Consider the following 25,330-nt stretch of genomic DNA (forward strand, 5'->3'; position numbering starts at 1 on the left):
GCCGCCGTTGCCGGGCTGGGCCGCGCCGGGGTGACCGTTGTCAGCACCCGACGTGCCATTGCTGCCGGACCGGGGAGTTTCCGCCCCGTCGACACCGGGCTCCGGGTCACCGGGGCCGGGATCATCGGCCGCCACGCCGTCGGTGTGAACCGAAGCGACGTCACCGGACTCACCGGCGGGGGCGGCGGAACTGGCACCGGCGGTCGCGGTCGGAACCGACGCGCCGACCGGATCGGCCACCTGGGCGACACCGCCGGCCTCGCTGGTCGATTGCACCGTGCCCTCCGCCGGAGGGGCGACATCGTGGGACACCGGCCTCCTCACACCTCGCTTGGGACGAGCCGACCGTAACCGGTCGGCCGGGTCCTGCGCCAGCCCGGTAGAACGGCCTCCACCTGGTCAGCGAAAGGCAATGCTACCCGTCCCGACGGCCGGATGCCGCTCCCCCGTACGCACCGGATCGGGCCCCGACGACAAGACCTACTAAACGGTCAGAAGTGCATGGACAGGACGGGGGGCCAGGCGCTCGCGGCCCCCGAGGAAAGAGAGTTCCAACAGTACGGACAGCCCCGCCACGGTCCCACCGGCCCGCTCGACCAGGCTCAGCGTCGCCTCCGCCGTACCGCCGGTGGCGAGCACGTCGTCCACCACCAGTACCCGGTGACCGGCGGTGAAGGCATCCTGGTGCACCTCCAGGGTGGCCTCGCCGTACTCCAGGGCGTAGGAGGCGGCGTACGCCGCACGGGGCAGCTTGCCGGCCTTGCGCACCGGCACCACACCCACCCCGGTCGCGTACGCGATCGCGGCGGCGAGCACGAAGCCGCGCGCCTCGATGCCGGCGACCACGTCGAACGAGTCCCGCCCGTGGTATTCGATGATCCCGTCGATCACCCCACGGAACACCTCACCGTCGGCGAAGAGCGGCATCAGGTCCTTGAACACCACTCCGGGCCGGGGAAAGTCCGGTACGTCCAGCACCCGGCTGGCCACCAGCTCCGCCGTGGCCGGGCCGCTGTCGCCCCGTACCCCGGTCTGGGTCTCCGTCACGCTGCTCCTCTCGCCGGACGTCCACACCGGTCACGCCATACGAAAGGCGCCCGGCACGCCGCTGAAGCCAGCATGCCGGACGCCCCCTTCGTCTGTTCCGCCAGGGTCAGCGGCGCTTGGCCCCACTCGGCCGGTTACCGCCACCGCCACCCGGTCGACCACCCCGGGCACCGGAGGGCCGCTTGCCCGCAGGACGGGCACCGACCTTCGGGGCGGCGCCGGCCAGGGCCGCCGCCTCCTCGTCGGTCGGTTCGGCCGCGACGGTCGCGTCGCCGACCGGTTCCTCGCCGGTCCGGGCAGCCGGCCGACGGGCACCGCCGGCCGGGCGTCCGCCACCGGTGGAACGCCGGGCCAGGACCCTCTTGGTGTGCGTCTGGATCCGCGGCTCGTAGTCCTTGAGCACGCTCAGCACCGGGGTCGCGAAGAAGATCGAGGAGTAGACCGCGATACCCATACCGAGGAAGAGCACCAGACCGAGGTCCTCCAGGGTGCCCGCGCCGAGCAGGCCGGCACCGATGAAGAGCAGACCGCCGACCGGCAGCAGCGCCACCAGACCGGTGTTGATCGACCGCATCAGGGTCTGGTTGATGGCCAGGTTGGCCGCCTCGCCGTAGGTCTGGGTGCCACTCGCGGTGATGCCGCGGGTGTTCTCCTGGACCTTGTCGAAGACCACCACGACGTCGTAGAGCGCGAAGCCGAGGATGGTGAGGAAGCCGACGATCGTCGAGGGGGTCACCTCGAAGCCGACCAGGGCGTAGATACCGGCGGTCAGCGCCAGGTTGAGGAAGAGCGACGAGACGGCGGCGACCGCCATCCGCCACTCGAACCGCAGGATCAGGTAGATCATGACCAGGACGACGAAGACCACCAGGCCGAGCACGGCCCGTTCGGTGACCTGGTCACCCCAGGCCGCGCTCACCTGGTTGATGCTGATCTGGTCCTCGGCGATGCCGAACTTGCCGGCCAGGTCGGCCTGGACGTCGTTGGACTGCTGGGTGTTCAGCTCGGTGGTGCGCAGCTCGTAGAAGGAGCCACCGACACCGTTGACCGTCTGGGTGGAGACGACGTGTGCGCCCTCGTCGCCACCGAGGCTGCTCAGTGCCGCGTCGACCTGCTCCTCGGCGTGGTCGATCGTGCCGACGCTGGCGGGCACCTGGAAGGAGTTGCCGCCGGAGAACTCGATGCCGAGCTTGAACCCGGGGGTCCAGAGGCTCACGATCGCGACCAGCGCCAGCCCGAGGGCGATGCCGATCCACAGCCGGCGACGTCCGATGATGTTGAGACCGGCCTCGCCCTGGTAGAGCCGGGTGGCCAGACCGCTACGGCGGCTCATGCCGCTACCTCGCTTTGCTCTGCGCCGGCCGGGTGGGCCGGGGCGCTGCCCTGGATGACTGGCTCGCTCATGCTAGGCCTCCTTGGCGCGCGGGTTGCGCGGCTCGGTCGGCTCGGCCTCGGCCTTGTGCAGCACCCGTCCGAGTCCGCTGACCCGGGGCGACAGGAACGCCCTGGTGTTGGCGAACATCGTCATGATCGGATGCCGGAAGAGGAAGACGACGACCAGGTCGAGGATCGTGGCCAGACCGAGCGCGAACGCGAAGCCCTTCACCGTACCGACCGAGACGATGTAGAGCACGACCGCCGCGAGGATGGAGATGGCGTTGGCCGAGATGATCGTCCGCCGGGCCCGGGCCCAGGCGCGCGGCACCGCACTACGCGGGCTGCGTCCCTCGCGGATCTCGTCCTTGAGTCGTTCGAAGTAGATGACGAACGAGTCGGCGGCGACACCCAGGGAGACGATGAATCCGGCGATGCCGGCGAGGGTCAGGGTGAAGCCGATCTGCCGGCCGAGCACGATCAGCGCACCGAAGACCAGCAGGGCCGAGAGGCCCAGGCTGAGGATGATGACCGTACCGAGCAGGCGGTAGTAGAAGAACGAGTAGATCGCGACCAGCAGCAGACCCACCCCGGCGGCCAGCAGACCGGCCTTGAGGTGGCTGGAGCCGAGCGTCGCGGAGACCGTCTCCTGCTCCTGCGGCTCGAACGTCACCGGCAGCGCGCCGAAGCGGAGCTGGCCGGCGAGGGTGTTGGCGTCCTTGCTGGTGAAGTTGCCGGTGATCTGCGAGTCGCCGGTGAGCACGCCCTGGATCTCGGGCGAGGAGACGATCTCGTTGTCGAGCACCACGGCGACCCGGCAGTTGCCGTCCGGGCCGAGCGCGCTCTGGTCGCAGCTGCCACCCTGGTTGCCGAACGCCTCGCGGGTGAGGTTGGTCCAGGCCTTCTGCCCGTCGCCGGTGAAGTCGAGGCTGACCACCCACTGGCTGTTCTGGTCCAGCACGCCGCTGGCGTCGCTGACATCGGTGCCCAGCACCTTGGCCACGTCGAGCAGGTTCTTGACCGGGCCCTCACAGGCCACGACCTGCTGGTCCTTGGCGCTGATCGAGGCCGGCGGGCGCTGTCCGAGCAGGTCACAGGTGATCGTCGGTACGTTGAACTGCATCGTCGTGGGCAGCGCGGCGACCTCGCGGCCGGTCAGCTCACCGAACGGCTTGAGCGTGTCGAGCAGGGTCGGGTCGGCGGTCAGGTCGGCCGGCGCCTGTAGCGCGCTGGCCGCCTGCCAGGCCGCCGGGCCCACCTTCTGCTGCACCGCGGCCCGCGCCTGCTCCACGCTCTGCGGCACCGGAGCCTCGGAGGCCGAGGGGCTCGGGGCCGGGCTGGCGGGTGGACTGGTGGCACCGGCGCTCGGCGTCGGGGCCGGCGCCATCCCGCCCTGCCCACCGGCGGACGGCGTGGTGCTCGGCGCACCCGCCGCGGGAGCGCTCGGGGTGGCACCGGGTGACGGGGTCGCCGCCGCTCCGGACGGGGTCGGGGTCGCGGCCGGCGTCGGCTGGGCCGCGCTCGGCGCCCCACCGTCGGTCGCCTTGATCACCTTGCGGAACCGCAGTTCGGCCGCGTTGCCGACCTCGCTGAGGTCGCGGCTCTGGCCGGGCAGCGAGATGACGATGTTGCGGTTGCCCTCGGTCACCACCTCGGCCTCGGAGACACCCTGGGCGTTGACCCGGTTCTCGATGATCTGCCGGGCCTCCTCCAGGTTCTCGGCCGTGGGGGGCTGGTTGTTGAGGCTGGTCGCCTCGAGCGTCATCCGGGTGCCACCGACGAGGTCGAGGCCCAGCTTCGGCTCCAACCGGTCGCGGAAGCTCCCGCTAGCACCGCCGGCGAAGAAGACTAAGAGGTAGAGGACGACGAAGATGCCCCCGAGTACGGCTAGCTGCCGCCCGGGGTGCATCTGTCCCTGAGGTGGTGCCACGGCTGTCCTGTCTCCCTGCACGGTTCGGCCGCTGGTGGTGGGCGGCGGTGGGCGCGCCGGCATGCCCGGCGACATGCGTACCTCTCCGGCGTGGAGTCACGCCGGTACAGCTATTAACTATCTTCGATCGGTAACCCGCCCGGTGGACCGGGGTGGGTTACTCCTTCGCTTCGACCTCGTCCGAGATCGTCTCAAGCTTCGGAGCCTGGTTGATCACCCGGGCCACCGCGGGGCGGGCGTACTTGTTGTGCACTCCGGGGGCCACCTCGAGGGTGACTGTCTCGTCGTCGACCGAGGCGACGGTGCCGTGGAGGCCACCAATGGTGACCACCTCGTCGCCGGGGCCGATCGAGGACTGCATCTGCTCAGCCTCGCGACGGCGCTTCTGCTGCGGCCGGATCATCATGAAATACATGACGCCGAAGAGCAGGACAATCATCAGGATCGGCGTGAAGCTGCCGGCTCCACCGCCGCTTGCTGCCGCTTCCAAAACCACGATAGGACCTTCCCATTGGCTCCGCCACGACGTGGTACGTCACGACGAAAGCGAAATCTCCTGTCTCTACAGACAGATCGCGGCGAAGTCTAGTCGGTGAGTCTGTGTACGCCGAATGCGGCACGGATCACAAACAGATCACGGCACTTACGACTCAGCGGTGAACAGATCGGGCGTCGACCCCGGACCAACACCAAATGTACCATTTGGCGGCGTACGCCCCAGATGGTGCCAGGCCGCCTCGGTGGCCACCCGACCGCGCGGGGTACGAGCCAGCAGCCCGGCCCGGACCAGGAACGGCTCGCACACCTCCTCCACCGTGTCCGGCTGCTCCCCCACCGCCACGGCCAGCGTGGAGAGGCCGACCGGCCCGCCCCGGAACGAGTCGATCAAGGCGGTGAGCACCGCCCGGTCGAGCCGGTCCAGACCGAGCGCGTCGACGTCGTACACCTTGAGGGCGGCGCGGGCGGTCTCCAGGGTGACCACGCCCTCGGCCCGGACCTCGGCGAAGTCCCGCACCCGGCGCAGCAGCCGGTTGGCGATCCGGGGCGTGCCCCGCGACCGGCCGGCGATCTCGACCGCCCCCTCCTCGGTGATCGGGACCCCGAGAATGCGCGCCGAGCGGTGCAGCAGCGCCTCCAGATCGGCCGCGCTGTAGAAGTCGAGGTGCGCCACGAAACCGAACCGGTCCCGCATCGGGCCGGTCAGCAGCCCGGACCGGGTGGTCGCGCCGACCAGGGTGAACGGCTCCACGTCGATCGGAATCGCGGTCGCGCCCGGACCCTTGCCGACGATCACGTCGACCCGGAAGTCCTCCATCGCGCTGTAGAGCAGTTCCTCGGCCGGCTTGGCGATCCGGTGGATCTCGTCGATGAAGAAGACGTCACCCTCGGCGAGACTGGTCAGGATCGCGGCCAGGTCGCCGGAACGCTCGATCGCCGGCCCGCTGGTGACCCGGATGCCGGTGCCGAGCTCGGCGGCGACGATGTTGGCCAGGGTGGTCTTGCCCAGTCCCGGCGGACCGGAGAGCAGGATGTGGTCGGGCGGGCTGCCCCGGCCCATGGCGCCCTTCAACAACAGGTCGAGCTGGTCGCGTACGCGGTGCTGGGCGATGAAGTCGGACAGCCGCTTCGGTCGGACGCTGACCTCGGCGTCCCGTTCGGCGTCGTCCGCGTACGCCGAGACCAGCGGATCGGGATCGGTCATCGGGTCTTACCGAGCAGCCGGATCGCCTGCTTGAGCAGGACCGGCACCGGCGGCGTGGGGCCGTCGATCGTCTCCGCCACGGTGGCCACCGCCTGGTCGGCCTGGGCGACACTCCAGCCGAGCCCGACCAGCGCCTGCCGGATCTGGTCCGGCCACGCCCCGCCGACCACACCGCCCGCGCCGTCCGGCCCGATCGCCACCGGCCCGATCTTGTCCCGCAGTTCGAGCACCAGCCGCTCGGCGCCCTTCTTGCCGATCCCCGGCACCCGGACCAGGGTGGCGGTGTCGGAGTTGGCGATCGCCTTGCGGACCACGTCCGGCGAGTGCACCGCGAGCACCGCCTGGGCCAGCCGGGGTCCGACCCCGCTGGCCGTCTGGAGCAGCTCGAACAGGTGCTTCTCGTCGTCGTCGGCGAAGCCGTAGAGGGTGAGCGAGTCCTCCCGGACCACCAGCGTGGTGGCCAGCCGGGCCTCGCTGCCCAGCCGGAGCCCGGCCAGGGTGCCCGGCGCGCAGTGCACGGCCAGCCCGACCCCACCGACCTCGATCACCGCGGTGTCGGGCCCGAGCCCGGCCACCACGCCCCGCACACTGGCGATCATCGTGTTCCTCCACCCCGGGCGGTGTCCGCCCCAGTACGTCGCGGTGCGGTGACCGACGCGGCCCGTCTCGGTGCGGTGACCGCCGCGGCCCGCCGGGCGGCGGCGTCCGCTGCCTCGGCCAGCCGGGCGCGGGTCCCGCCCCGCCACACATGACAGATGGCCAACGCCAGCGCGTCCGCCGCGTCCGCCGGCTTCGGCGGCGCGGCCAGCCGGAGCAGCCGGGTGACCATCGTGGTGACCTGGTCCTTGTCGGCCCGACCGGACCCGGTCACCGCCGCCTTCACCTCGCTCGGCGTGTACGTCTGCACCGGCAGCCCGGCCCGCGCCCCGGCCAGTACGGCGATCGCGCTGGCCTGGGCGGTGCCCATCACGGTCCGGGTGTTGGACTGGCTGAACACCCGCTCGACGGCGACGCTCTCCGGTTGGTGCTCGGCGACCAGCTCGGTCAACGCCCGGTCCAGGTGCAGCAGCCGCAGCGACAGGTCGGCGGCCGGATCGGTGCGGACCACGGTGTACGCGACCAGGGTGCACGGCCGACCGGGAACTCCCTCGACCACGCCGACCCCGCACCGGGTCAGCCCCGGGTCGACGCCCAACACCCGCACGCCGCCTCCCCTGGCCCATTCGCCGGTCGGCGGACAGCCCCCGCACCGGCAGTACACGTGTTCGACACCCTACTTGCGGGCCCGAAACGGGGACACGCCGACACGCCCGCCACGACCACCGCCCGGCCCCGCCGGCCGTCGAGCGGCGGCGTCGGGCACCGGAGCCACATAGGGTTCCCCGCGAGTATGTGTGCGCTGCCCATGTGCGCCCGCCCGTCGGGGTCGTAGCTTCTTGCGCCATGACGGCAGAAAGCGTGGCGGATCCCCACGTCGTACGGCTCGACCTGTCGGGGCGCAACGCGCTCGTCACCGGTGGTGGGAGCGGCATCGGCCGGGCCTGCGCGGTGCGGCTGGCGGCGGCCGGCGCACAGGTGACCGTGGTCGACCGCAACGCCGAGGCGGCCAAGGGGGTGGCGGCCGAGATCGGCGGGCACGCGGTGGCGGCCGACCTGTCCGACCCGGCGGCGACCGCCGCGCTGGACGCGGCCGTGGACATCGTCGTCAACAACGCCGGCCTGCAACACGTCGCGCCGATCGAGGACTTCCCGGCGGAGCGGTTCGCGTACATCCACCGGGTGATGGTGGAGGCGCCGTTCCTGATCGTGCAGCGGGCCCTGCCCCGGATGTACGAGCGCGGCTGGGGGCGAGTGATCAACATCTCCTCTGTGCACGGGTTGCGGGCGTCGCCGTACAAGTCGGCCTACGTGTCGGCCAAGCACGCCCTGGAGGGGCTCTCCAAGGTGGTCGCGCTGGAGGGGGCGGCGCACGGGGTGACCGCGAACTGCATCAACCCGGCGTACGTGCGTACCCCGCTGGTCGAGGGGCAGATCGCCGCGCAGGCGGCCACCCACGGCATCCCGGAGAGCGAGGTGGTCGAGAAGATCATGCTGGCTCGGGCGGCGATCAAGCGCCTGATCGAGCCGGAGGAGGTCGCCGAGCTGATGGCGTACCTCTGCTCGCCCGCCGCGTCGTTCATCACCGGCACCGCGATCGCGGTCGACGGGGGTTGGACAGCAAACTGAAGATCCCCACCCGCACAATGGGTCCCATGTCGTCGCCGATCGAGTTCCTGGAGCTGCTGGCCCGCGAGGCCGCGGCGGTGGAGTTCGAGGGGCCGCTGGTGGCCGCCCGCGCCGCCGGCCTGCCGGCCGAGCGGCTGGTCGAGTTGGAACAGGCGAAGGTGGTCGCGCTGCGGGTCCGCGCGCTGCTGGAACGCCGCCGCCAACGCGAGGTCGAACTCTCCGGCCTGTACGACACCGCCAGCGACCTCGCCGGCCTACGTGACCTGGACGCGGTGCTGCACGCGATCGTGCACCGGGCCCGGCACCTGCTCGGCACCGACGTGGCGTACATGACGCTCAACGACGAGCCGCACGGCGACACGTACATGCGGGTGACCGACGGGTCGGTGTCGGCCCGGTTCCAGCGGCTGCGGCTGCCGATGGGGGCCGGACTCGGTGGGCTGGTGGCCCAGAGCGGCACCCCGTACGCGACCGCGAACTATCCCGAGGACGCCCGCTTCCACCACACCGGCGAGATCGACGCCGGGGTGGGCGAGGAGGGGCTGGTCGCCATCCTCGGCGTACCGCTGCGGCTCGGGGCGAGCGTGATCGGGGTGCTCTACGCGGCGAACCGGTCGGCCCGCCCGTTCGCCCGCGAAGAGGTGGCCCTGCTGGTCTCGCTCGCCGCGCACGCGGCGGTGGCGATCGACACCGCCCGGCTGCTCGCCGAGACCCAGGCCGCGCTCGCCGAACTCTCCGCCGCCAACGGCACCATCCAGGCGCACAGCGCGTCGGTCGAGCGGGCCGCCGCCGCGCACGACCGGATGACCGCGCTGGTGCTGCGCGGCGGCGGGGTGGAGGACGTGGCGGCGGCCGTGACCGAGGTGCTCGGTGGCGCGCTGCTCGCCCTCGACGCCGACGGCCGGCTGCTGGCCCGGGTCGGCACGATCAACTCCCCGGAGCGGGCGGTGCTGGTCGAGGCCGTGGTCGCCTCCCGCACCGAGGGACGCAGCGTCCGCCGGGGACCCCTGTGGTACGCCGCCGTGGTCGCCGGTACGGAGAACCTCGGCGCCCTGGTGCTGCATCCCGACGACGAACTGGTCAACGCCGACCAGCGGATCCTGGAGCGGGCCGCCCTGGTCACCGCGCTGCTGCTGTTGTTCCGCCGGACGGTGGCCGAGGCCGAGGGGCGGGTCCGGGGCGAGTTGCTCGACGACCTGATCGCCCGTCCGGTGCGCGACGCCGAGGCGCTGCGCAGCCGGGCCCGCCGGCTCGGGGTGGAACTGGACGCGCCGCACGTGCTGGTGGCGGTCGGCGACGACGTGATCGCGGCGACGGGTTCGGCCCGGCAGCGGGTGGTGTCGTGGGCGACCACGTACGCCTCGACCCGGGGTGGACTGGCGGCGGCCCGCGACGGCCGGGTGGTGCTGATGCTGCCCGGTCAGGACGCGGGTGCGGCGGCGCGGGCGGTGGTCCGGGACCTGAGCCGGGTGACCGGGCGGCCGGTGACCGCCGGGTCCAGTGGCCCGTCGACCGGGCCGGCGGCGCTGGGCACCGCGTTCCGTGAGGCGGACCGCTGCCTGACCGCGCTCTGGGCGTTGGGCCGGGCCGGTGAGGGGGCCAGCACCGCCGAGCTCGGCTTCGTCGGGCTGCTGCTCGGGGCGGTGACCGAGGACGGCGACCGGGACGTGGCCCGGTTCCTGGCCGACACCGTGGGCCCGGTGGTCGACTACGACGCCCGGCGCGGTACGGCGCTGGTGAAGACGTTGGAGGCGTACTTCGGGGTGGGTGGCAGCCTGGCTCGGGCGGCGGAACAGTTGCACGTGCACGTGAACACGGTGACCCAGCGGCTGGAGCGGGTCGGGCAACTGCTCGGCCCGGACTGGCAGAAGCCGGAGCGGGCGCTGGAGGTCCAGCTCGCGCTCCGGCTGCACCGCCTCCGTACGCCGACCGCCTGACCGCCGTACCGCCGGGGGCGGCCGTCAGCCGGCGGCGATGCCGGTGAACAGGGCGTCGACCAGCCGCTCGGGCAGGTTCTCCTCGCTGAGTTTCGGGTGCCAGTTGAGCAGCCGCTGGAGCAGCACCGGCGCGGTCAGCATGACCAGGGTCAGCTCGATGTCGAGGTCGGGGCGGAGTTCCCCGCGTTCGATGCCGCGCAGCAGCACGTCCCGCATCACCTGCCGGCGGGGTTCGAGCAGCTCCTGGTAGAGCCGGTGCATCGAGGGGTCGCGCTGGATGGTCGGCATCATGCACGGGAAGATCGACGCCGCTCGGGCGTCCGGGTTGCGACCCACCTGGCTGAGCAGGATCACCAGGTCCTCCCGGACGTTGGCGCCGTTCGGCATCGTCGGCGGACCCTTGAGGGTCCGCAGCGTGTCGATGACCAGGGCGTCCTTGCCCGACCAGCGGCGGTAGATGGTGGCCTTGCCGACGCCCGCGCGGGCGGCGATCGCCTCGATGGAGAGCGCCTCGATCGTGGTGCCGTCGGCGAGCAGGTCCAGCGTGGCTTCCACGATCGCCTCGTCGACGCGGGTGCTCCGCGGTCGCCCGGGCGACCGCGGAGCATCAGCGGTGGTGGTCATGTCGGTCATTGTTTCCGACTTATGACGCTGGTGCCAGTTCCGGTGTTTCCGCTGCCTGCGGCTGGACGTGCGCCTCGGTCGCGGCGCGTCCGGGCATCCAGCGCAGCACCACCAGGATGCCGAGGGCGGCGACGACGGCCGACAGCCCGGCCGCCCAGTGCATGGCCGAGACGAAGGCGTCGTTGGCCGCGTCGATCACGCCCTGTCCGGCCGGGCCGAGTTGGGCGGCGGCGGCGTACGCACCGGAGATCGACTCGCTCACCGCGTCGCGGGCCGGTCCGGGCAGTGCGTCGGTCGCGGGCGCGATCTGGTCCCGGTAGACCCCGGACAGGACCGAGCCGAGGACCGCGACGCCGAGCGCGCCACCGATCTGCCGGAAGGTGTTGCTGACCGCCGAGCCCACACCGGCCTTCTCCCGGGGCAGGGACGACATCACCGACTCGGTGGCCGGCGCCATGATGTTGGCCATCCCGACGCCCTGGATGAAGAACGACACGACGAGCACCCAGATCGACGTCTCGGCTCCGATGAAGACGAACGCGGCGAGCGCGACCGCGGTCAGGAGCAGGCCGACGGCGGAGACGGCCTTGGCGCCGTACCGCTTGACCATCGCGGCGCTGCGCGGGGCGAAGATCAGCTGGGCGGCCGCGAACGGCAGGAACAGCACCCCGGTACGCAGCGGCGAGTAGCCCCGGACCAGTTGCAGGTAGAACGAGCTGAAGAACATCACGCCCATGGCGGCGAAGAAGGTCAGCCCGACGACCGCGACCGGCGCGGCGAAGCGGGGAATCCTGAACAGCCGGACGTCCAGCGACGGGAACTCGACCCGCCGCTCGTAGAACACGAACGCGGTCAGGACGGCCAGGCCACCGACGAGCGCCGCCCAGACCAGGGGCCGGTCGAAGCCGTGCTCGCCTCCGTCGATGACGCCGTAGGTCAGTGCCACCAGGCCGATCACCGAGAGCAGCACCCCGATGACGTCGATCTTGTTGGGTCGCGGGTCACGCGACTCGGGCACCAGCACGAACGCGGCCACCAGGCCGACCAGCACCACCGGTACGTTGATCAGGAAGACCGAGCCCCACCAGAAGTGCTCCAGCAGCAGCCCGCCCAGGATCGGGCCGATCGCCACGGCGAGGCCGACGGCGCCGGCCCAGACGCCGATCGCGCGACCCCGTTCGCGGGGGTCGAAGACGTTGGAGATGATCGACAGGGTGGCCGGCATGATCGCCGCCCCACCGAGCCCCATCAGAGCCCGCGCCCCGATCAACTGGCCGGGGTTCTGGGCGTACGCGGAGAGCAACGACGAGGCCCCGAACATGGCCAGCCCGAGCAGCAGGAACCGCTTGCGCCCGAGCCGGTCGCCGAGCACCCCGAAGGTGAACAGCAGTCCGGCGAAGACCAGCGTGTAGGAGTTGATCGCCCATTCCAGGTCTCCCTGGCTGGCGCCCAGGCCGTGCACCGGGTCGGAGAGCGTCCGCAGCGCGACGTTGAGGATCGTGTTGTCCAGGACCACCACCAGCAGGCTGATCACCAGCACGCCGAGGATCACCCAACGCCTGGGGTGTCCGGTGTTCTCGAATGGTTGTGGGTTTTGCATCTAGTACGCCCCTACCCCCGGTACCCCGTACCGCAAAACGATACGGAACAGACTCGTAACGTAAGAGAAGCTAGCCCTCCGAGATGCGATACGGAAACGTACCGTATCGGTTTGTGACCCACCTCACCGCGATCGCGCAACCGGGAAGACGCTGGTCAGGTCAGGGCGGTCAGGGCCCGGTCCACGTCGGCGGGGGTGGAGTAGACGTGGAAGGAGGCGCGGACGCGACCGGCGCGGACGGCCGCCCGGATGCCGGCGTCCGCGAGACGCCGCTGCGCATCGGGTACGTCCACCGTCACGATGGCGCTGTCGCCGGGCGGCTGCCCCAGACCGGCGAGGAACCGGTTGGCCAGCGACACGTCGTGCGCCATGATCGCCGGCAGTCCGATCTCGGCGACCAGTTCCAACGCGGGCGCCGCCCCGACATGGTTGAACCAGGCCGGGGAGAGGTCGAACCGCCGGGCGTCGGCGGCCAGCCGCAGCGGTGGCCCGTAGTAGGAGTCGTGCGGGTCCTCGCCGGCGTACCAACCGGCGGCGAGCGGGGTGAGCCGGTCGCGCAGCGCCGGGGCGAGGTAACCGAACGCGGTACCCCGGGGCGCCATCAGCCACTTGTACGCGCTGACCACCACCGCGTCGGCCAGTCCCGCGTCGAACGGCAGCCAGCCGCAACCCTGGGTCGCGTCCACCACCACCCACGCGCCGTGCGCACGGGCCGCCGCCACCACGGCCTCGTACTCGGCGACCGCCCCGGTGGCGGACTGGACCAGGCTGAACGCCACCAGGTCGGTACCGGCGTCGATCGACTCGACCAGTCGCGCCGCCGGTACGGTCCGCACCCGTACGCCCCGGTCGGCGTGCACCAGCCACGGGAAGAGGTTCGAGGTGAACTCCTCCTCCGGCACCAGCACGCTGGTGCCGGCCGGCAGCGCGGCGGCGATCGGGGCGAGCAACTGGGAGGCCGCGGCACCCACGCAGACGTCGGCGACCGGGACCCCGACCAGCCCGGCGAACGCGGTGCGGGACCGGTCGGTCGCCGCTCCCCACCCCTCCCACGACGTACGCCCGACCTGCCACTCGCCCAGCGCCTGCTGCAACGCCGTCCAGGCCGGTCGGGGCGGCAGCCCGTAGCTCGCGGTGTTGAGCCAGCCCGGCTCGGGATTCCACAGTTCCTGTGCCGATACAAGATCCATATCGCCAGGCTAGGCGGACGCGCGGCCCGCGTCAGCGTCCAATCGACGCCCGCCGGTTCGGCCCGACGTGTCGCCCTGTCTGCCAGGCGGCCGGTTTGGCCCGTCGCCGCCGTCGGGCAGGCCGTCGGGGTGGCGGGAACGGTGGGCCGGCTCAGCGGATGTTGGCGGTGTGGCCGAGGGAGTAGCGGCCGGGTTGGGGCCAGACGGTGAGCCCGTGCGGGCCGGAGCCGACCGGGATCCGGGCCAGCAGTCGGCCGTCCGCGGTGCTCATCGCGTACACCTCGTCGTGGTAGCGGCCGGAGAGCCAGAGCACCCGACCGTCGGCGGAGAGCCCGCCCATGTCCGGGCTGCCCCCGCCGGGGATCCGCCAGAGTCCGGCCGGGCTGAGCGTGGCCAGGTCGATCAGGCTCACGCTGCCCTCGTCCCGGTTGGTCACGTACGCGAGGGTGCCGTCCCGGCTGAAGTAGATGCCGTGCGCGCCTTTGCCGGTGGGGATGAAACCGGTGCGTCTGGTGGCCGCCCCGTCGAAGACGTACACGCCGCCGGCCATCATGTCCGCGACCAGGAAGTGCCGCCCGTCCGGGGTGAGCCGGGTGTCCTGCGGCATGCCGTCGGCGACCACGTCCAGGTCGAACTGGCGCAGCTTCGTCCGGGTGACCACGTCGACGACCAGCATCCGGTTGCCGAACTCACAGCTCACCAGCATCGTCCGCCCGTCGACCGAGTAGTCGAGGTGGTTGATCCCGGCGCACTCGGGAAAGGTCACCGAGCCGGTCGGGCGCCAGGTGGCGACGTCGTAGAAGTCGAGTCGCCGGTAGAACTCGGCGACCACGATCCCCTGCTTGCCGTCCGGGGTGAAGTACAGGTTGTAGACGTCCTGCACGTCGATCAGCTTGCCCGGTCTGCCGGTACGCGGGTCGATCGGCACCAGGCCGCCGGAGGGCACCCGGCTGGACGCGACGTAGAGCGTACGCAGGTCGTAGGAGGGGACCACGTGCTGCGGTTCCGGGCCGCCGGGGAACTTGTCCACCACCTTGTACGTGTCCGGGTCGATCACCCACACGTCGTCGCTGCCGGTGTTCGGCACGTACACCAGGGGTTTGTCGCCGCGTACCGCCTCGATCAGCTGGTCGGCACCGGCGGCGGCGTACACGTTGGTGGTGGAGGTGTAGGGCGGCATCCCGGCGATCAGTTCCAGGGCCGGCGTGGCCTGCGGCTCGGCCTGCTGGGCAGGAGGACCGGACGCCGGGCCGGCTTGCTGCGGCGACTGCTCGGTGCAGGCGGTGAGCGCGACCACCAGGGCCACCACCGACCCGGCGAGGATTCTCTGCCCTCTGGTCACGACCCGACTTTACCGACGAAACCTCGTAACTTTCGCTTTACATATATTCCGGGCCGTCCACCCCGTGTCGGTGGGGTGGACGGCCGCAGGGGCGGTCGGCGAGGGTCAGGCCCGAGCACCGGCGGCTGCCGGCGCGGCGGTGTCGGTGTCGGCCGGCGTCTCGTCGTCGGCCGGTCCGTGGTCGTCGAGCATGGTCGCCTCGTCGAACGGCCGGTCACCGGCGAGTACGGCACGCGCCTGCTCCCGGTCGAACTCGCGGGTCCAGGTGCCGATCAGTACGGTCGCCACCGCGTTGCCGGCGAAGTTGGTCAGCGCGCGGGCCTCGGACATGAAGCGGTCGATGCCGACGATCAGACCGACCCCGTCGACCAGGTCCGGCCGGTGGCTCTGCAACCCACCGGCGAGGGTGGCCAGGCCCGCACCGGTGATCCCGGCCGCGCCCTTGGACGCGATGACCATGAAGACCAGCAGTGAGATCTGCTCGCCCACGGCCAGCGGCTTGCCCATCGCCTCGGCGATGAACAGCGAGGCCATGGTCAGGTAGATCGCGGTGCCGTCGAGGTTGAACGAGTAGCCGGTGGGCACGGTGATGCCGACGACCGGCTTGCTCACCCCGAAGTGCTCCATCTTGGCGATCAGGCGGGGCAGCGCCGACTCCGACGACGAGGTGGAGACGATCAGCAGGAACTCGCGGCCCAGGTAGCGCAGCAGCGAGAAGATCGAGATGCGGGCGACCAGGCGAAGCAGCAGGCCCAGGATGACGATCACGAAGATCGCACAGGTGACATAGAAGCCGATCATGATCTGGGCCAGGCTCTTGAGCGCGTCCACCCCGGTCGCGCCGACCACCGCGGCCATCGCGCCGAACGCGCCGATCGGTGCCAGCCACATGATCATCGTGAGGATCTTGAAGACCAGCCGCTGGGCCACACCGACCGCGCGCAGCACCGGCTCGCCCCGGCGGCCCAGCCCCTGCACGGCGAAGCCGACCAGGAGCGCGACCAGCAACGTCTGGAGCACCTCGCCCTCGGTCAGCGCCGACAGCAGCGAGGTCGGGATGATCCCGAGCAGGAAGTCGACCGTACCCTCGCTCTTGCCGCTGGCCTGGGCCTGACCGGCGGCGGCCAGGTCGTCGCCGAGGTGCAGACCCGAGCCGGGGTGCACGATGTTGCCGACGACCAGCCCGATGGCCAGCGCCACGGTCGACATGACCAGGAAGTAGCCGAGCGCCAGGCCGCCGACCTTGCCGACCTTCGCGGCCTGCCGGACCGACCCGACCCCGAGCACGATGGTGCAGAAGATGACCGGGCTGATCATCATCTTGATCAGCGCGACGAAGCCGGTACCGATCGGCTTCAGCGCCTTGGCCGCCTCCGGCGCGACGAAGCCGAGCACGATGCCGGCGACGACGGCGACGATGACGGCGAGGTACAGATAGTGGGTGCGGTCCCGTCGTGGCCGGGCGGTAGGGGTGTCCATGCCCGAGACTGTGGCCTGGATCTCACGTACGCACAGCCTTGCGTTCATTGTGTTCACCGGGCCGACCCCAACCCGAAACAACAAACTGATCCCCGGCGTCGTCAAGCGCCGGAGCCGTCACACAGGGAACACTGGTGCGCATGTCCAGACGACGATGGAGCATCGCGGGCCAGCTCTTCGCCCTGCAGGTCCTGGTCGTCACCCTGCTGGTGGTGGCCGGCATGGCCGGGGCGGTGCTGCTCGCCCGCGCCGACGTACGCGACGCCGCAACGGAGGAGGTCCTCGCGGTGGCGGAAGCCGTCGCCCGCTCCCCCGACGTGGCAACCGCGCTGCGCTCCGCCGACCCGGCCGCCACGCTCCAGCCGTACGCCGAATCGACCCGCCGGGCCACCGGAACCGACTTCATCGTGGTGATGGCACCCGACCGCACCCGCTACTCGCACCCCAACCCGGCCCAGATCGGTCACCCCTTCGTCGGTGAGATCGAACCGGCGCTCGCCGGCCGGGCCTTCACCACGATCAACATCGGCACCCTCGGCGAGTCCGTCCGGGCGGTGGTGCCGGTACGCGGCGAGGGCGGCACCGTCGTCGGACTGGTCTCCGTCGGCATCACCACCGAGGCGATCAACCGCAAGCTGATCGCCCAGGCACCGGCGCTGCTCAGCGCCACCGCCGCCGCGCTCGCCCTCGCCGCCGCCGGATCCTGGCTGCTCAGTCGCCGCCTGCGCCGGCAGACCCACGGGCTCGGCCCGACCCAGATCACCCGGATGTACGAGTACTACGACGCGGTCCTGCACTCGGTCCGGGAAGGGCTGGTCGTGCTCACCCCCGACCGGCGGGTGGCCCTGATCAACGACGAGGCACGGCGGCTGCTCGGGCTGGCCGGAGCCGATCCGGTGCAGGACCGCCCGGTCGCCGAACTCGGCTTCCCACCGGCCGTCGCCGACCTGATCCTCTCCGGCCGCCCCGCACACGACGAGCCGATGCTCGCCGGTGACCGGGTCCTGGTGGCCAACCAGCGGGCCACCACGTTCGGCGGCCGGTCGGTCGGCACCGTACTGACCCTGCGCGACCACACCGAGCTGCGCAGCCTCGCCAGCGAACTCGACTCGGTACGCGGACTCAGCGAGGCCCTCCAGGCACAGGCGCACGAGTCGGCGAACCGGCTGCACACCGTACTGACACTGGTGGAGCTGGGGCGTACCGACGAGGCGGTGCAGCTCGCCACCGCCGAGCTGACCCTCGCCCAGCAGCTCACCGACCGGGTGGTCGGCGCGGTCACCGAACCGGCGCTGGCCGCCCTGCTGCTCGGCAAGTCCGCCCAGGCCGGTGAACGCGGCGTGGACCTGGTGGTCGATCCCGACTCCCGGCTCGACGGTCATCCGCTGCCCATCGGCGACCTGCTCACCGTGGTCGGCAACCTGCTCGACAACGCCCTGGAGGCGGTCGGCGGCACCGAACCGCCCCGGCAGGTCCGGGTCTTCGTCGGCGCGACCGACCGGGAGGTGACCGTCCGGGTCGCCGACAGCGGACCGGGACTCGACCCGGCCCAGGTCACCGACGCCTTCCGGCGCGGCTGGTCGACCAAGAGCGCCGGCCGGGGACTCGGCCTGGCCCTGGTCGGCCAGGTGGTGTCACGCTACGACGGCAAGGTCGACGTGAGCCGTCCCGCCGCAGGTGGCACGCTGTTCAACGTCCGGCTGCCGATCCCGGCCCGGCTACCGATCCCCCGGGAGTCCCCGACATGACCACCATCCGGGTGCTGGTCGTGGAGGACGAGCCCCTGCTCGCCGACGCACACCGCGCCTACACCGAGCGGGTACCGGGCTTCGCCGTCGTCGGCGTCGTGCACACCGCCCGGGACGCGATGGCGGCCCTGCGCGCCGGTGGCGGCGACGGGGTGGACCTCGTACTGCTGGACTTCCGGCTGCCCGACCTGCACGGCCTGGACGTCTGCCGGGCGCTGCGGGCGGCCGGCAGCAGCACCGACGTGCTGGCCGTGACCTCTGCCCGGGACCTGACCATGGTCCGCGCCGCGGTCGCCCTCGGGGTGACCCACTACCTGCTCAAACCATTCACCTTCGCCGCGTTCCGCGACAAGCTGGAGCGGTACGCCGAGTACCGCCGCCAGGCCCTCGCCGACGGCGCCGTGGTCGCCCAGCACGAGGTCGACCGGATGTTCGCGACGTTGCGCGGTGCCGACGCCGACACCCTGCCCAAGGGGCTCGGCACGGAAACCCTGGACGCGGTGCTGGCGGTGCTGCGCACCGAGCCGGGCCTGTCCGCCAGCGAGGTGTCGACCCGGACCGGCACCTCCCGGGTCACCGCCCGGCGCTACCTCGAACACCTGGTCGGGATCGGGCGGGTCAGTCGCAGCTCCCGCTACGGCACCCCCGGCCGCCCCGAGGTCGAGTACCGGCCGACCTAGCAGCGGCGGGTCAGGCGGGCGTCCGGTCGGCGTGCCAGGAGTGCCAGAGCGCGGCGTACGCGCCGTCGCCGGCCACCAGGTCGTCGTGGGTGCCGAGTTCGGTGATCCGGCCCTCCTCCAGCACCGCCACCCGGTCCGCGTCGTGCGCGGTGTGCAGGCGGTGCGCGATCGCGACGACCGTACGCCCGGCCAGGACCGCGGCCAGCGCCCGCTCGGTGCTCCGCGCCGTCCTCGGGTCGAGCAGCGCGGTCGCCTCGTCCAGGATCAGCGTGTGCGGGTCGGCCAGCACCACCCGGGCCAGCGCGAGCTGCTGGGCCTGTGCCCCGTCGAGCCGGTGACCGCCCTCGCCCAGCTCGGTGTCCAGCCCGTCGGGTAGGTCGTCGGCCCAGTCGGCGCCGACCGCGTACAGCGCCGCGCGCAGCTCCCCGTCACCGGCGGTGGCCGCCGCGACCAGCAGGTTGTCCCGCACCGAGCCGAGGAACACGTGGTGCTCCTGGGTGACAAGGACCACCTGCCGGCGCAGCCGTTCCGGCGGCAGCTCGGCGATCGGCACCCCGCCGACCGTCACCGCACCGGTACGCGGCACGTCGACCCCGGCGAGCAACCGGCCCAGCGTCGACTTGCCGGCACCGGACGGCCCGACCAGCGCCAGCCGCTCGCCCGGCCGTACGGTCAGGTCGACCCCGTGCAGCACGTCACGCAGCCCGTCGTAGGCGTAACGCACACCGGTCACCTCGATCCGGTCGTCGGCCGGCTCGGGATGGGCCGGCGGTGCCGACCGGGCGGCCCGCCCCAGACCCTCGACGCGGGCGAACGAGGCGCCGCTGCTCTGCAACTGGTCCAGCCAGTTCAGGATCGTGTCCAGCGGATCGGAGACCTGCCGCAGGTACAGGGCCGCCGCGACGACCGTACCGAGGCTCACCGCGCCCCGGTCGTAGAGCAGCCCGCCGAGCAGGAGCACCCCGACCACCGGCAGCACGTGCGAGATGTCCGTACCGGGGTAGAGCACGCTACGCAGGAACAGGGTCCGCAACCGGGCCCGCCGGCACCGTTCGATCGCCTCGATGCAGGCGGTTATCCGGCGCTGTTGCAGCCCCAGCACCTCGACCGTACGGGCGCCGGAGGCGGTGGCGGCGAGCACCTCGGCGAGGTGTGAGCTCTCCGCCCCCTCGGCGAGGTACGCGGGGTGGGCCCGGCGCAGATACCAGCGGGTGACGAACCACATGCCGAACAGGCCGAGCAGGCCACAGGCGCCCAGTGGCGGGGAGAGGACGAAGACCGCGCCGAACAGGAAGAACGCCTGAACTCCGGCGATGAACACGTCCGGGGCGACGTCGCGCAGGGTGGTGCCGACAGCGGCGACGTCGGTGGTGCCCCGGGCGGTCAGGTCACCCGGTCCGACCCGCTCCACCACCGAGGTGGGCAGCGTCAGGGCCCGGTCGACGTACTGCTCCCGGATCCGGGCCGAGGTCCGCTCGCCGAACCGGTGACCCAGCCAGCGGGCGTAGCGGGTCAGCACGAACTGGACCAGGGCGGCGGCCAGGATGACGAGGGCCAGCCGGTCCACCTCGGCCACCCCGCCGCCGCCCTCGACCGTGTCGACGATCCGGGCGAGCAGCCACGGTCCGACCAGTCCGGCAACGGCGGCGAGCACGTTCAGCGCGATCATGGCGACGAAGACGCGTCGGTCGAGCCGGATCAGTCGCAGCGCCGCCCGCCATACCCGCCGCGGCTCGGCGACCGGCAGTCCGCCACCCGCCGGTTGCGCCGCGCCGGTCACCGGACCACCTGCTGGACGGGCAGACCCGGCGCGTCGGCGCTGTCGAGGGTGTCGCGGGTGACCAGCCGGCGGTACGCCGCAGCGGCGGCCAGCAGTTCCCGGTGCGTGCCGGCGGCGGCGACGTGGCCGTCGACCAGGTGGTACACGGTGTCCGCCCGGTCGAGCAGCAGCGGTGACGTGCTGACGACCAGGGTGGTGCGCCCGGACCGGGCAACCGCCAGCCGGGCGGCGACGGCCGCCTCGGTGTGCGCGTCGACCGCCGAGGTCGGCTCGACCGCGAGCAGCACCTCGGGATCGGCCAGCAGGGCCCGGGCCAACCGGACCCGCTGCCGCTGCCCGCCGGAGAGATCGCGTCCCTGCGCGTCGACGGTGGAGTCGAGCCCGTGCGGGGCACCGAGGACGACGTCCTGCGCGACGGCGGCGTACACGGCCGCCATGATGCTGTCGTCGTTCCGGTCCCACCGGCCGGCGATCATGTCGCGCAGGGTGCCGGCGAACAGGTCCGCCTCGTTCTCGGCGACCAGGATCCGGTCCCGTACGTGTGCCGGGTCGACCGCGTCGAGTCGGACGTCGCCCCAGGTCACGTCCGAGTCGACCAGGCCGCCGAGGCGGTCGACCACGGCCACCGCGTCGGCGGGACGGGCGCTGGCGAGCACGGTCAACCGGCCCGGCGTCAGCTCGACACCGGACGCGGGATCGTGCAGCACCGCCGGTGATTCGGGCGGGGCGGCGGTGACCGTACGACCGGCCCGGTCGGGCGCGAGTTCCAGGAAGCGGATCACCCGCCGGGCGGCTACCAGGCCACGGCTGAGATCGAGGCCGCCCTCGATGAAGAAGTACACCGGCACCGCCAGGACGGCCACGTACCCGTAGACGGCGACCAGTTCACCGACGCTGATGTCGCCCGACGCGGCCGTCCGGGCGGCCAGCCAGGTCACCGCGGCGAGGAAGATCGCCGGCAGGCCGACCCCGAGCGCCTGGATCCAACTCGTCACCGCACCGACCCGGTACCCGTCGTCGCGCAACGTCCGCGAACCCTGCCGGTACCGCTCGGCGTACCGCTCCTTGCCACCGAGGCCGCCCAGCACCCGCAGGCCGCCGACGATGTCCACCAGCCGGGCGGCGAGCGCGCCCTCGCGTTCCCGGTACACCAGGCCCACCCGCTGCAACCGGCCCAACAGCGGGCCGACCAGCACGGCCAGCAGCGGAACCCCGAGCAGGACCACCACCGCGAGCAGCGGCGAAACCGTCAGCAGCAGCGCGGCCACCGTGACGTATGCGACCACCGCCCCGACGCCGGGACCGGTGAGGGTCAGCACCCGGCCGATCACCCAGACGTCACCGATGCCGATGGTGACCACCTCGCCGGCCGTGACCCGGCGAGGCAGTACGGCACCGAGCCGGGTCGCCTGCCCGACGACCACCCGCACCGTACGGAAGGCCGCGTCCATCCGGATCCTGGTCATCGTCCGGTGCCGGAGCATCCCGACGAAGGCGTTCAGCACCCCGACGCCGAACAGCACTCCCACCCAGCCGACCAGCGCCGTCGAGTCCCCCGCCCGCAACCCGTCGTCGATCGCCCGGCTCAGCAGGTACGGCGGCAGGGTCAGGCAGACCATCCACACCGTGCCCAGCGTCGCGCCCGCCAGGACCCGCCGCCACTGGCTGGTCACCAGCCACCACAGGTACCACCCCGGACCGCGTACGTCCGGTTCTCCCGGATCCTCGTACGACTGCGCCATCCCCGTACCTTATTGGCCGGGAGCCACCCGGCGGGCCTCGCGGCGGTGCGGTAAGCGTCACCACGACCGGTGGGCGCGAAGCGTGTCAGGTCGATTCGGAAAGGTCAACATCCGCAGGCCACCGCCGGTCGACGACCGGCTGTCGTCGCTACCGCCGGTGATACAGTCCACCGGCCTGATCGGCCCGGGGTCGAGCGCGGTCGGGAACCGGGGAGGAAGCATGGGAAGGTCCATGGTCGACGGCGACGAGCGGCGCGGCCTGGTCTTCCTGCCCGGGATCGTCGGCCACCGGCGCCGGACGGTATCCGAGTTCGAGTACCGGCGAGCGAGGCGAAGACCCGCTTCCTGCCCAACGCCAGCCGCGAGCTGCGGGCACCGGTGACGGCGGTGATCGGGCTGTCCCGGTTGCTGCTCGACCTCGCCAAGGCGGAGTCCGGCACGGTCGAGCCGAGCTGGACCGACATCGAGCTGCGGGCCCTGTTCGGCGGCACCCCGGAGGTCGAGAGCCGCCCCGGCACCGGCAGCGCCTTCACCGTCCGGCTACCCGTACGACCGATGCGATGAGCGCCGCGGACCCGGCGGCGTCGGGCGCCACGATCCTGGTGGTCGACGACCGGGACACGAAGCGGTTCCTGCTGGTGAGTTGGCTGACCCGAGCCGGTTTCACCGTGCTCCAGGCCGACAGCGGCACGGCGGCCCTGGAGCTGATGGAGCACCGCGACGTCGACCTGCTCGTGCTCGACGTGCGGCTCGGTGACATGACCGGGTTCGAGATCAGCGAACGGATCAAGGCCGATCCGCGCTGGGCGTCCCGACCGGTGATCCACGTGTCGGCGCACGCGGTGGACGTCACCGACCGGATCATGGGGTTGACCAGGGGCGCGGACGCGTACCTGGTGGAACCGATCGAGCCGGACGAGCTGATCGCCACCACCCACGCCGCGCTGCGCTACTACCGGGCCCGGCGCCGGGCCGAACTGCTCGCCGCCCGGCTGGCCCGGCTCGCCGACACCACCCTGGCGGTCAACTCCGCCCCCACCCTGGTCCAACTCCTCACCGCCGCCGTGGCCGGGGCCGCGCAGATCTTCGGTACGGGCGCGGTCGTCGCCGCGCAGAACACCGACGGTGAACGGCTGATCGCCACCACCGCCGAGCCCGGCACACCGGTGACGATCCGGTCGTGGCCGCTCGACCCGACCCCGGTCCCGCTCGGCGTCGCGTTGCGCACCGAACCGCCGACCGCCTGGCCGCTGCTCACCGGAGCCGACGAGCAGATCGCCGTCGCCACCGCGCGACTGCGCAACGACCGGCCGGGCGTGCAGATCGCCGTGCCGGACTCGGCCCTGGCCGCCGAGTCCATCGTGCTCAGTCAGCTCGTCCAGGCGCTCGCCGCGGCGGTCGAGGCGCAACGCTCGTACGACCAGGAGCACCGGATCGCGGTGACGCTGCAACGCAGCCTGCTGCCCCGTACGCTGCCCCGGATCCCCAATTTGGACCTGGCCGTCCGGTACGAGCCGGCGAGCGCGCACACCGAGGTCGGCGGCGACTTCTACGAACTCGCGATGATCGACGGCCGGCTGCTGGTCGCGATCGGCGACGTCGCCGGCCACTCCCTGCACGCGGCGACCGTCATGGCCGAGCTCCGGCACGCGATCCGGGCGTACGCGGTGGACGGGCATCCGCCGGGCGCGATCGTGGCCCGGGTCGACAAGCTCCTGCGTACGCTCCTGCCGGGCGAGTTCGCCACGCTCTGCGTACTGACCCTCGAACCGCATACGGGCCGGATCCGCCTGGCCAGCGCCGGCCACCTTCCCGCCCTGCTGATCGCCCCCGACAACTCCCCCACCTTCGTCGAACACACCGCCACCCTGCTGGGCGTACGGGCGACCCGCCCCGACGACCTGGAATTCGACCTACCCCCCGGCGCCACCCTGGTCCTCTACACCGACGGCCTGATCGAACGCCGAGACGTGGACATAGACCATCGCATGGCCGCCCTGGCCGCCGTCTCCACCCCGGTGAACGAGGATCTCGACACCTTCTGCGGCCACCTCCTAACCGCCCTAGCCCCACCCGAAATCACCGACGACATAGCCGTAGTAGCCCTCCGCCGCCACTGACGCCTACCCCGTTGATCATGAAGTTAGGTACGCGATCAGAGCCCTGAACCCGCGCCAACTTCATGGTCAACTTTGAATCAGGGGTTGGGAGGAGGTGGATCAGGGGGCGAGCACTCCGGTGTTTTGGCAGGCGGTCGGGTGCCAGCGTCCGTCCTCTTTGGTCATGACGAACAGTGGCGTGCCCTCGTCCGGGCCGTCGGGGGTCCGGTAGAGTTGGCGGGCCTTGATGGCGGCAACGTCGGGGCGAAGGAACAGCACGTGTACGACCTCGAACGTGACTGTCGAATCCGTCATCCCACCGGGAAGCACCCGGTGCGTGAACTCGGAGACCTTGTCGCGCCCAATCAGGAGCTTCCCTCCGCCCGTCGTCCAGATCGCGTCGGCCCGGAACAGACCGACGAACTCGTCGGGCAGCTCGTTGTTCTGGGAGTGCTCGATCGTGGCGACCACCCGCTTGATCGCCTCGATCTCGGTCTCGTACGCCTGCTCGCTGATGTCCGTCGCTTCCATGCCGAGCACCCTCACACTTGAAGCAAGCTTGAGGTCGAGCCATCTCTCTCCACCGCTACGCACCACCTCGGGGCTCGAACATGATCCACGCGCGCTGAGCTGTCGCCGGACAACCTTCCACGACAGCTCAGCGCGCGTGGATCATCAAGGTGGACGCCATCCAAGACCGATGTCGGTGCGGGTGCGTGTCTGTTTGCCGACACAGGGGTCGCATCTGCTGTCGGGGATTGTGGGGATCCGGTTTATTCGGGCAGCCGGCCGACATCGCGCGAGATCGAATTGGACGCGAGGTGTCGCGG

At 71.8% G+C, this 25,330-nt stretch carries 19 protein-coding genes and 2 pseudogenes; 6 read left to right on the plus strand and 15 right to left on the minus strand.

Translation table 11 applies throughout. From position 1 onward, the window contains the following. Nucleotides 1-483 precede the first annotated feature (483 nt). The 7 genes and pseudogenes from ACZ6QQ_RS28530 to ruvC all read right to left on the minus strand — a co-directional run. Entirely contained in the window at nucleotides 484-1,047 is a 564-nt protein-coding gene (locus tag ACZ6QQ_RS28530) for an adenine phosphoribosyltransferase (protein ID WP_465880464.1), read from the minus strand. Between the two features lie 106 nt (nucleotides 1,048-1,153). Beyond that, on the minus strand, nucleotides 1,154-2,380 hold the full coding sequence (secF, locus tag ACZ6QQ_RS28535) for a protein translocase subunit SecF (protein WP_465880465.1): 1,227 nt from the start codon (nucleotides 2,378-2,380) through the stop codon (nucleotides 1,154-1,156). A gap of 72 nt (nucleotides 2,381-2,452) precedes the next feature. Then, entirely contained in the window at nucleotides 2,453-4,351 is a 1,899-nt protein-coding gene (secD, locus tag ACZ6QQ_RS28540) for a protein translocase subunit SecD (protein WP_465880466.1), read from the minus strand. 157 nt (nucleotides 4,352-4,508) lie between these two features. Next, nucleotides 4,509-4,841 carry a preprotein translocase subunit YajC gene (gene yajC / locus ACZ6QQ_RS28545; protein ID WP_465880633.1) on the minus strand — a complete coding sequence of 111 codons (333 nt, stop codon included), beginning with the start codon at nucleotides 4,839-4,841 and terminating at the stop codon, nucleotides 4,509-4,511. A 153-nt stretch (nucleotides 4,842-4,994) separates the two neighbouring features. Continuing rightward, nucleotides 4,995-6,053 (minus strand): Holliday junction branch migration DNA helicase RuvB, encoded by a 1,059-nt coding sequence (ruvB, locus tag ACZ6QQ_RS28550; RefSeq protein ID WP_465880467.1) that lies wholly within the window; start codon nucleotides 6,051-6,053, stop codon nucleotides 4,995-4,997. Beyond that, nucleotides 6,050-6,652, minus strand: a complete 603-nt coding sequence (ruvA, locus tag ACZ6QQ_RS28555) for a Holliday junction branch migration protein RuvA (RefSeq protein ID WP_465880468.1) — start codon at nucleotides 6,650-6,652, stop codon at nucleotides 6,050-6,052. Before ruvA ends, ruvB begins: the two co-directional genes overlap by 4 nt. Before the next feature lie 92 nt (nucleotides 6,653-6,744). Further along, nucleotides 6,745-7,257 (minus strand): annotated as a pseudogene (ruvC, locus tag ACZ6QQ_RS28560) (crossover junction endodeoxyribonuclease RuvC); the annotation flags it as partial. Between the two features lie 239 nt (nucleotides 7,258-7,496). Here ruvC and ACZ6QQ_RS28565 point away from each other — a divergent pair. Next, nucleotides 7,497-8,279, plus strand: a complete 783-nt coding sequence (locus ACZ6QQ_RS28565) for a 3-hydroxybutyrate dehydrogenase (protein ID WP_465880470.1) — start codon at nucleotides 7,497-7,499, stop codon at nucleotides 8,277-8,279. A 17-nt stretch (nucleotides 8,280-8,296) separates the two neighbouring features. Then, nucleotides 8,297-10,216, plus strand: coding sequence for a helix-turn-helix domain-containing protein (locus tag ACZ6QQ_RS28570; protein WP_465880471.1), 1,920 nt, complete (start codon nucleotides 8,297-8,299; stop codon nucleotides 10,214-10,216). Nucleotides 10,217-10,240: 24 nt separating this feature from the next. Here ACZ6QQ_RS28570 and ACZ6QQ_RS28575 read toward each other — a convergent pair whose 3' ends face one another. The 5 genes from ACZ6QQ_RS28575 to ACZ6QQ_RS28595 form a co-directional block, all read right to left on the minus strand. Further along, nucleotides 10,241-10,771: a TetR/AcrR family transcriptional regulator gene (locus tag ACZ6QQ_RS28575; protein ID WP_465880472.1), complete on the minus strand. Its 531-nt coding sequence runs from the start codon at nucleotides 10,769-10,771 to the stop codon at nucleotides 10,241-10,243. A gap of 88 nt (nucleotides 10,772-10,859) precedes the next feature. Then, a complete protein-coding gene (locus ACZ6QQ_RS28580) occupies nucleotides 10,860-12,440 on the minus strand; it encodes an MFS transporter (RefSeq protein ID WP_465880474.1) in 1,581 nt (526 codons plus the stop codon). A 155-nt stretch (nucleotides 12,441-12,595) separates the two neighbouring features. After that, entirely contained in the window at nucleotides 12,596-13,630 is a 1,035-nt protein-coding gene (locus tag ACZ6QQ_RS28585; RefSeq protein WP_465880475.1) for an aminotransferase class V-fold PLP-dependent enzyme, read from the minus strand. 151 nt (nucleotides 13,631-13,781) lie between these two features. Next, on the minus strand, nucleotides 13,782-14,972 hold the full coding sequence (locus ACZ6QQ_RS28590; RefSeq protein WP_465880476.1) for a YVTN family beta-propeller repeat protein: 1,191 nt from the start codon (nucleotides 14,970-14,972) through the stop codon (nucleotides 13,782-13,784). A 105-nt stretch (nucleotides 14,973-15,077) separates the two neighbouring features. Beyond that, the gene (locus tag ACZ6QQ_RS28595; protein ID WP_465880477.1) at nucleotides 15,078-16,451 is read right to left on the minus strand and encodes a cation:dicarboxylate symporter family transporter; all 1,374 of its coding nucleotides are present in this window, start codon (nucleotides 16,449-16,451) and stop codon (nucleotides 15,078-15,080) included. 140 nt (nucleotides 16,452-16,591) lie between these two features. On the opposite strand from ACZ6QQ_RS28595, the gene ACZ6QQ_RS28600 reads away from it, so the two are divergent. Both ACZ6QQ_RS28600 and ACZ6QQ_RS28605 read left to right on the plus strand, forming a co-directional pair. Continuing rightward, nucleotides 16,592-18,199: a sensor histidine kinase gene (locus ACZ6QQ_RS28600; RefSeq protein WP_465880478.1), complete on the plus strand. Its 1,608-nt coding sequence runs from the start codon at nucleotides 16,592-16,594 to the stop codon at nucleotides 18,197-18,199. Further along, nucleotides 18,196-18,879 carry a response regulator gene (locus ACZ6QQ_RS28605; RefSeq protein WP_465880480.1) on the plus strand — a complete coding sequence of 228 codons (684 nt, stop codon included), beginning with the start codon at nucleotides 18,196-18,198 and terminating at the stop codon, nucleotides 18,877-18,879. The genes ACZ6QQ_RS28600 and ACZ6QQ_RS28605 overlap by 4 nt, the downstream gene beginning before the upstream one ends. Nucleotides 18,880-18,889: 10 nt before the next feature. On the opposite strand, the gene ACZ6QQ_RS28610 is transcribed toward ACZ6QQ_RS28605, so the two are convergent. After that, nucleotides 18,890-20,659, minus strand: a complete 1,770-nt coding sequence (locus tag ACZ6QQ_RS28610) for an ABC transporter ATP-binding protein (protein WP_465880481.1) — start codon at nucleotides 20,657-20,659, stop codon at nucleotides 18,890-18,892. Beyond that, the gene (locus ACZ6QQ_RS28615) at nucleotides 20,656-22,278 is read right to left on the minus strand and encodes an ABC transporter transmembrane domain-containing protein (RefSeq protein ID WP_465880635.1); all 1,623 of its coding nucleotides are present in this window, start codon (nucleotides 22,276-22,278) and stop codon (nucleotides 20,656-20,658) included. Before ACZ6QQ_RS28615 ends, ACZ6QQ_RS28610 begins: the two co-directional genes overlap by 4 nt. A 444-nt stretch (nucleotides 22,279-22,722) precedes the next feature. On the opposite strand from ACZ6QQ_RS28615, the pseudogene ACZ6QQ_RS28620 reads away from it, so the two are divergent. Further along, nucleotides 22,723-22,887: pseudogene (locus ACZ6QQ_RS28620) on the plus strand (sensor histidine kinase); the annotation flags it as partial. Nucleotides 22,888-22,961: 74 nt separating this feature from the next. Further along, entirely contained in the window at nucleotides 22,962-24,521 is a 1,560-nt protein-coding gene (locus ACZ6QQ_RS28625) for a SpoIIE family protein phosphatase (protein WP_465880482.1), read from the plus strand. 99 nt (nucleotides 24,522-24,620) lie between these two features. Here the strand turns inward: ACZ6QQ_RS28625 and ACZ6QQ_RS28630 are convergent, their stop codons facing one another. Then, a complete protein-coding gene (locus ACZ6QQ_RS28630) occupies nucleotides 24,621-25,031 on the minus strand; it encodes an SgcJ/EcaC family oxidoreductase (RefSeq protein ID WP_465880483.1) in 411 nt (136 codons plus the stop codon). Between the last annotated feature and the right edge of the window lie 299 nt (nucleotides 25,032-25,330).

The sequence above is a fragment of the Micromonospora sp. NPDC049529 genome, assembly GCF_055586685.1.

Coding starts and splice junctions, on each gene's coding strand:
- secF (WP_465880465.1), bottom strand. CDS start 2,380: ATGAGCCGCCGTAGCGGTCTGGCCACCCGGCTCTACCAGGGCGAGGCC.
- ruvB (WP_465880467.1), bottom strand. CDS start 6,053: ATGACCGATCCCGATCCGCTGGTCTCGGCGTACGCGGACGACGCCGAA.
- ruvA (WP_465880468.1), bottom strand. CDS start 6,652: ATGATCGCCAGTGTGCGGGGCGTGGTGGCCGGGCTCGGGCCCGACACC.
- ACZ6QQ_RS28565 (WP_465880470.1), top strand. CDS start 7,497: ATGACGGCAGAAAGCGTGGCGGATCCCCACGTCGTACGGCTCGACCTG.
- ACZ6QQ_RS28570 (WP_465880471.1), top strand. CDS start 8,297: ATGGGTCCCATGTCGTCGCCGATCGAGTTCCTGGAGCTGCTGGCCCGC.
- ACZ6QQ_RS28580 (WP_465880474.1), bottom strand. CDS start 12,440: ATGCAAAACCCACAACCATTCGAGAACACCGGACACCCCAGGCGTTGG.
- ACZ6QQ_RS28585 (WP_465880475.1), bottom strand. CDS start 13,630: ATGGATCTTGTATCGGCACAGGAACTGTGGAATCCCGAGCCGGGCTGG.
- ACZ6QQ_RS28595 (WP_465880477.1), bottom strand. CDS start 16,451: ATGGACACCCCTACCGCCCGGCCACGACGGGACCGCACCCACTATCTG.
- ACZ6QQ_RS28600 (WP_465880478.1), top strand. CDS start 16,592: ATGTCCAGACGACGATGGAGCATCGCGGGCCAGCTCTTCGCCCTGCAG.
- ACZ6QQ_RS28605 (WP_465880480.1), top strand. CDS start 18,196: ATGACCACCATCCGGGTGCTGGTCGTGGAGGACGAGCCCCTGCTCGCC.
- ACZ6QQ_RS28615 (WP_465880635.1), bottom strand. CDS start 22,278: ATGGTCTGCCTGACCCTGCCGCCGTACCTGCTGAGCCGGGCGATCGAC.
- ACZ6QQ_RS28625 (WP_465880482.1), top strand. CDS start 22,962: ATGAGCGCCGCGGACCCGGCGGCGTCGGGCGCCACGATCCTGGTGGTC.
- ACZ6QQ_RS28630 (WP_465880483.1), bottom strand. CDS start 25,031: ATGGAAGCGACGGACATCAGCGAGCAGGCGTACGAGACCGAGATCGAG.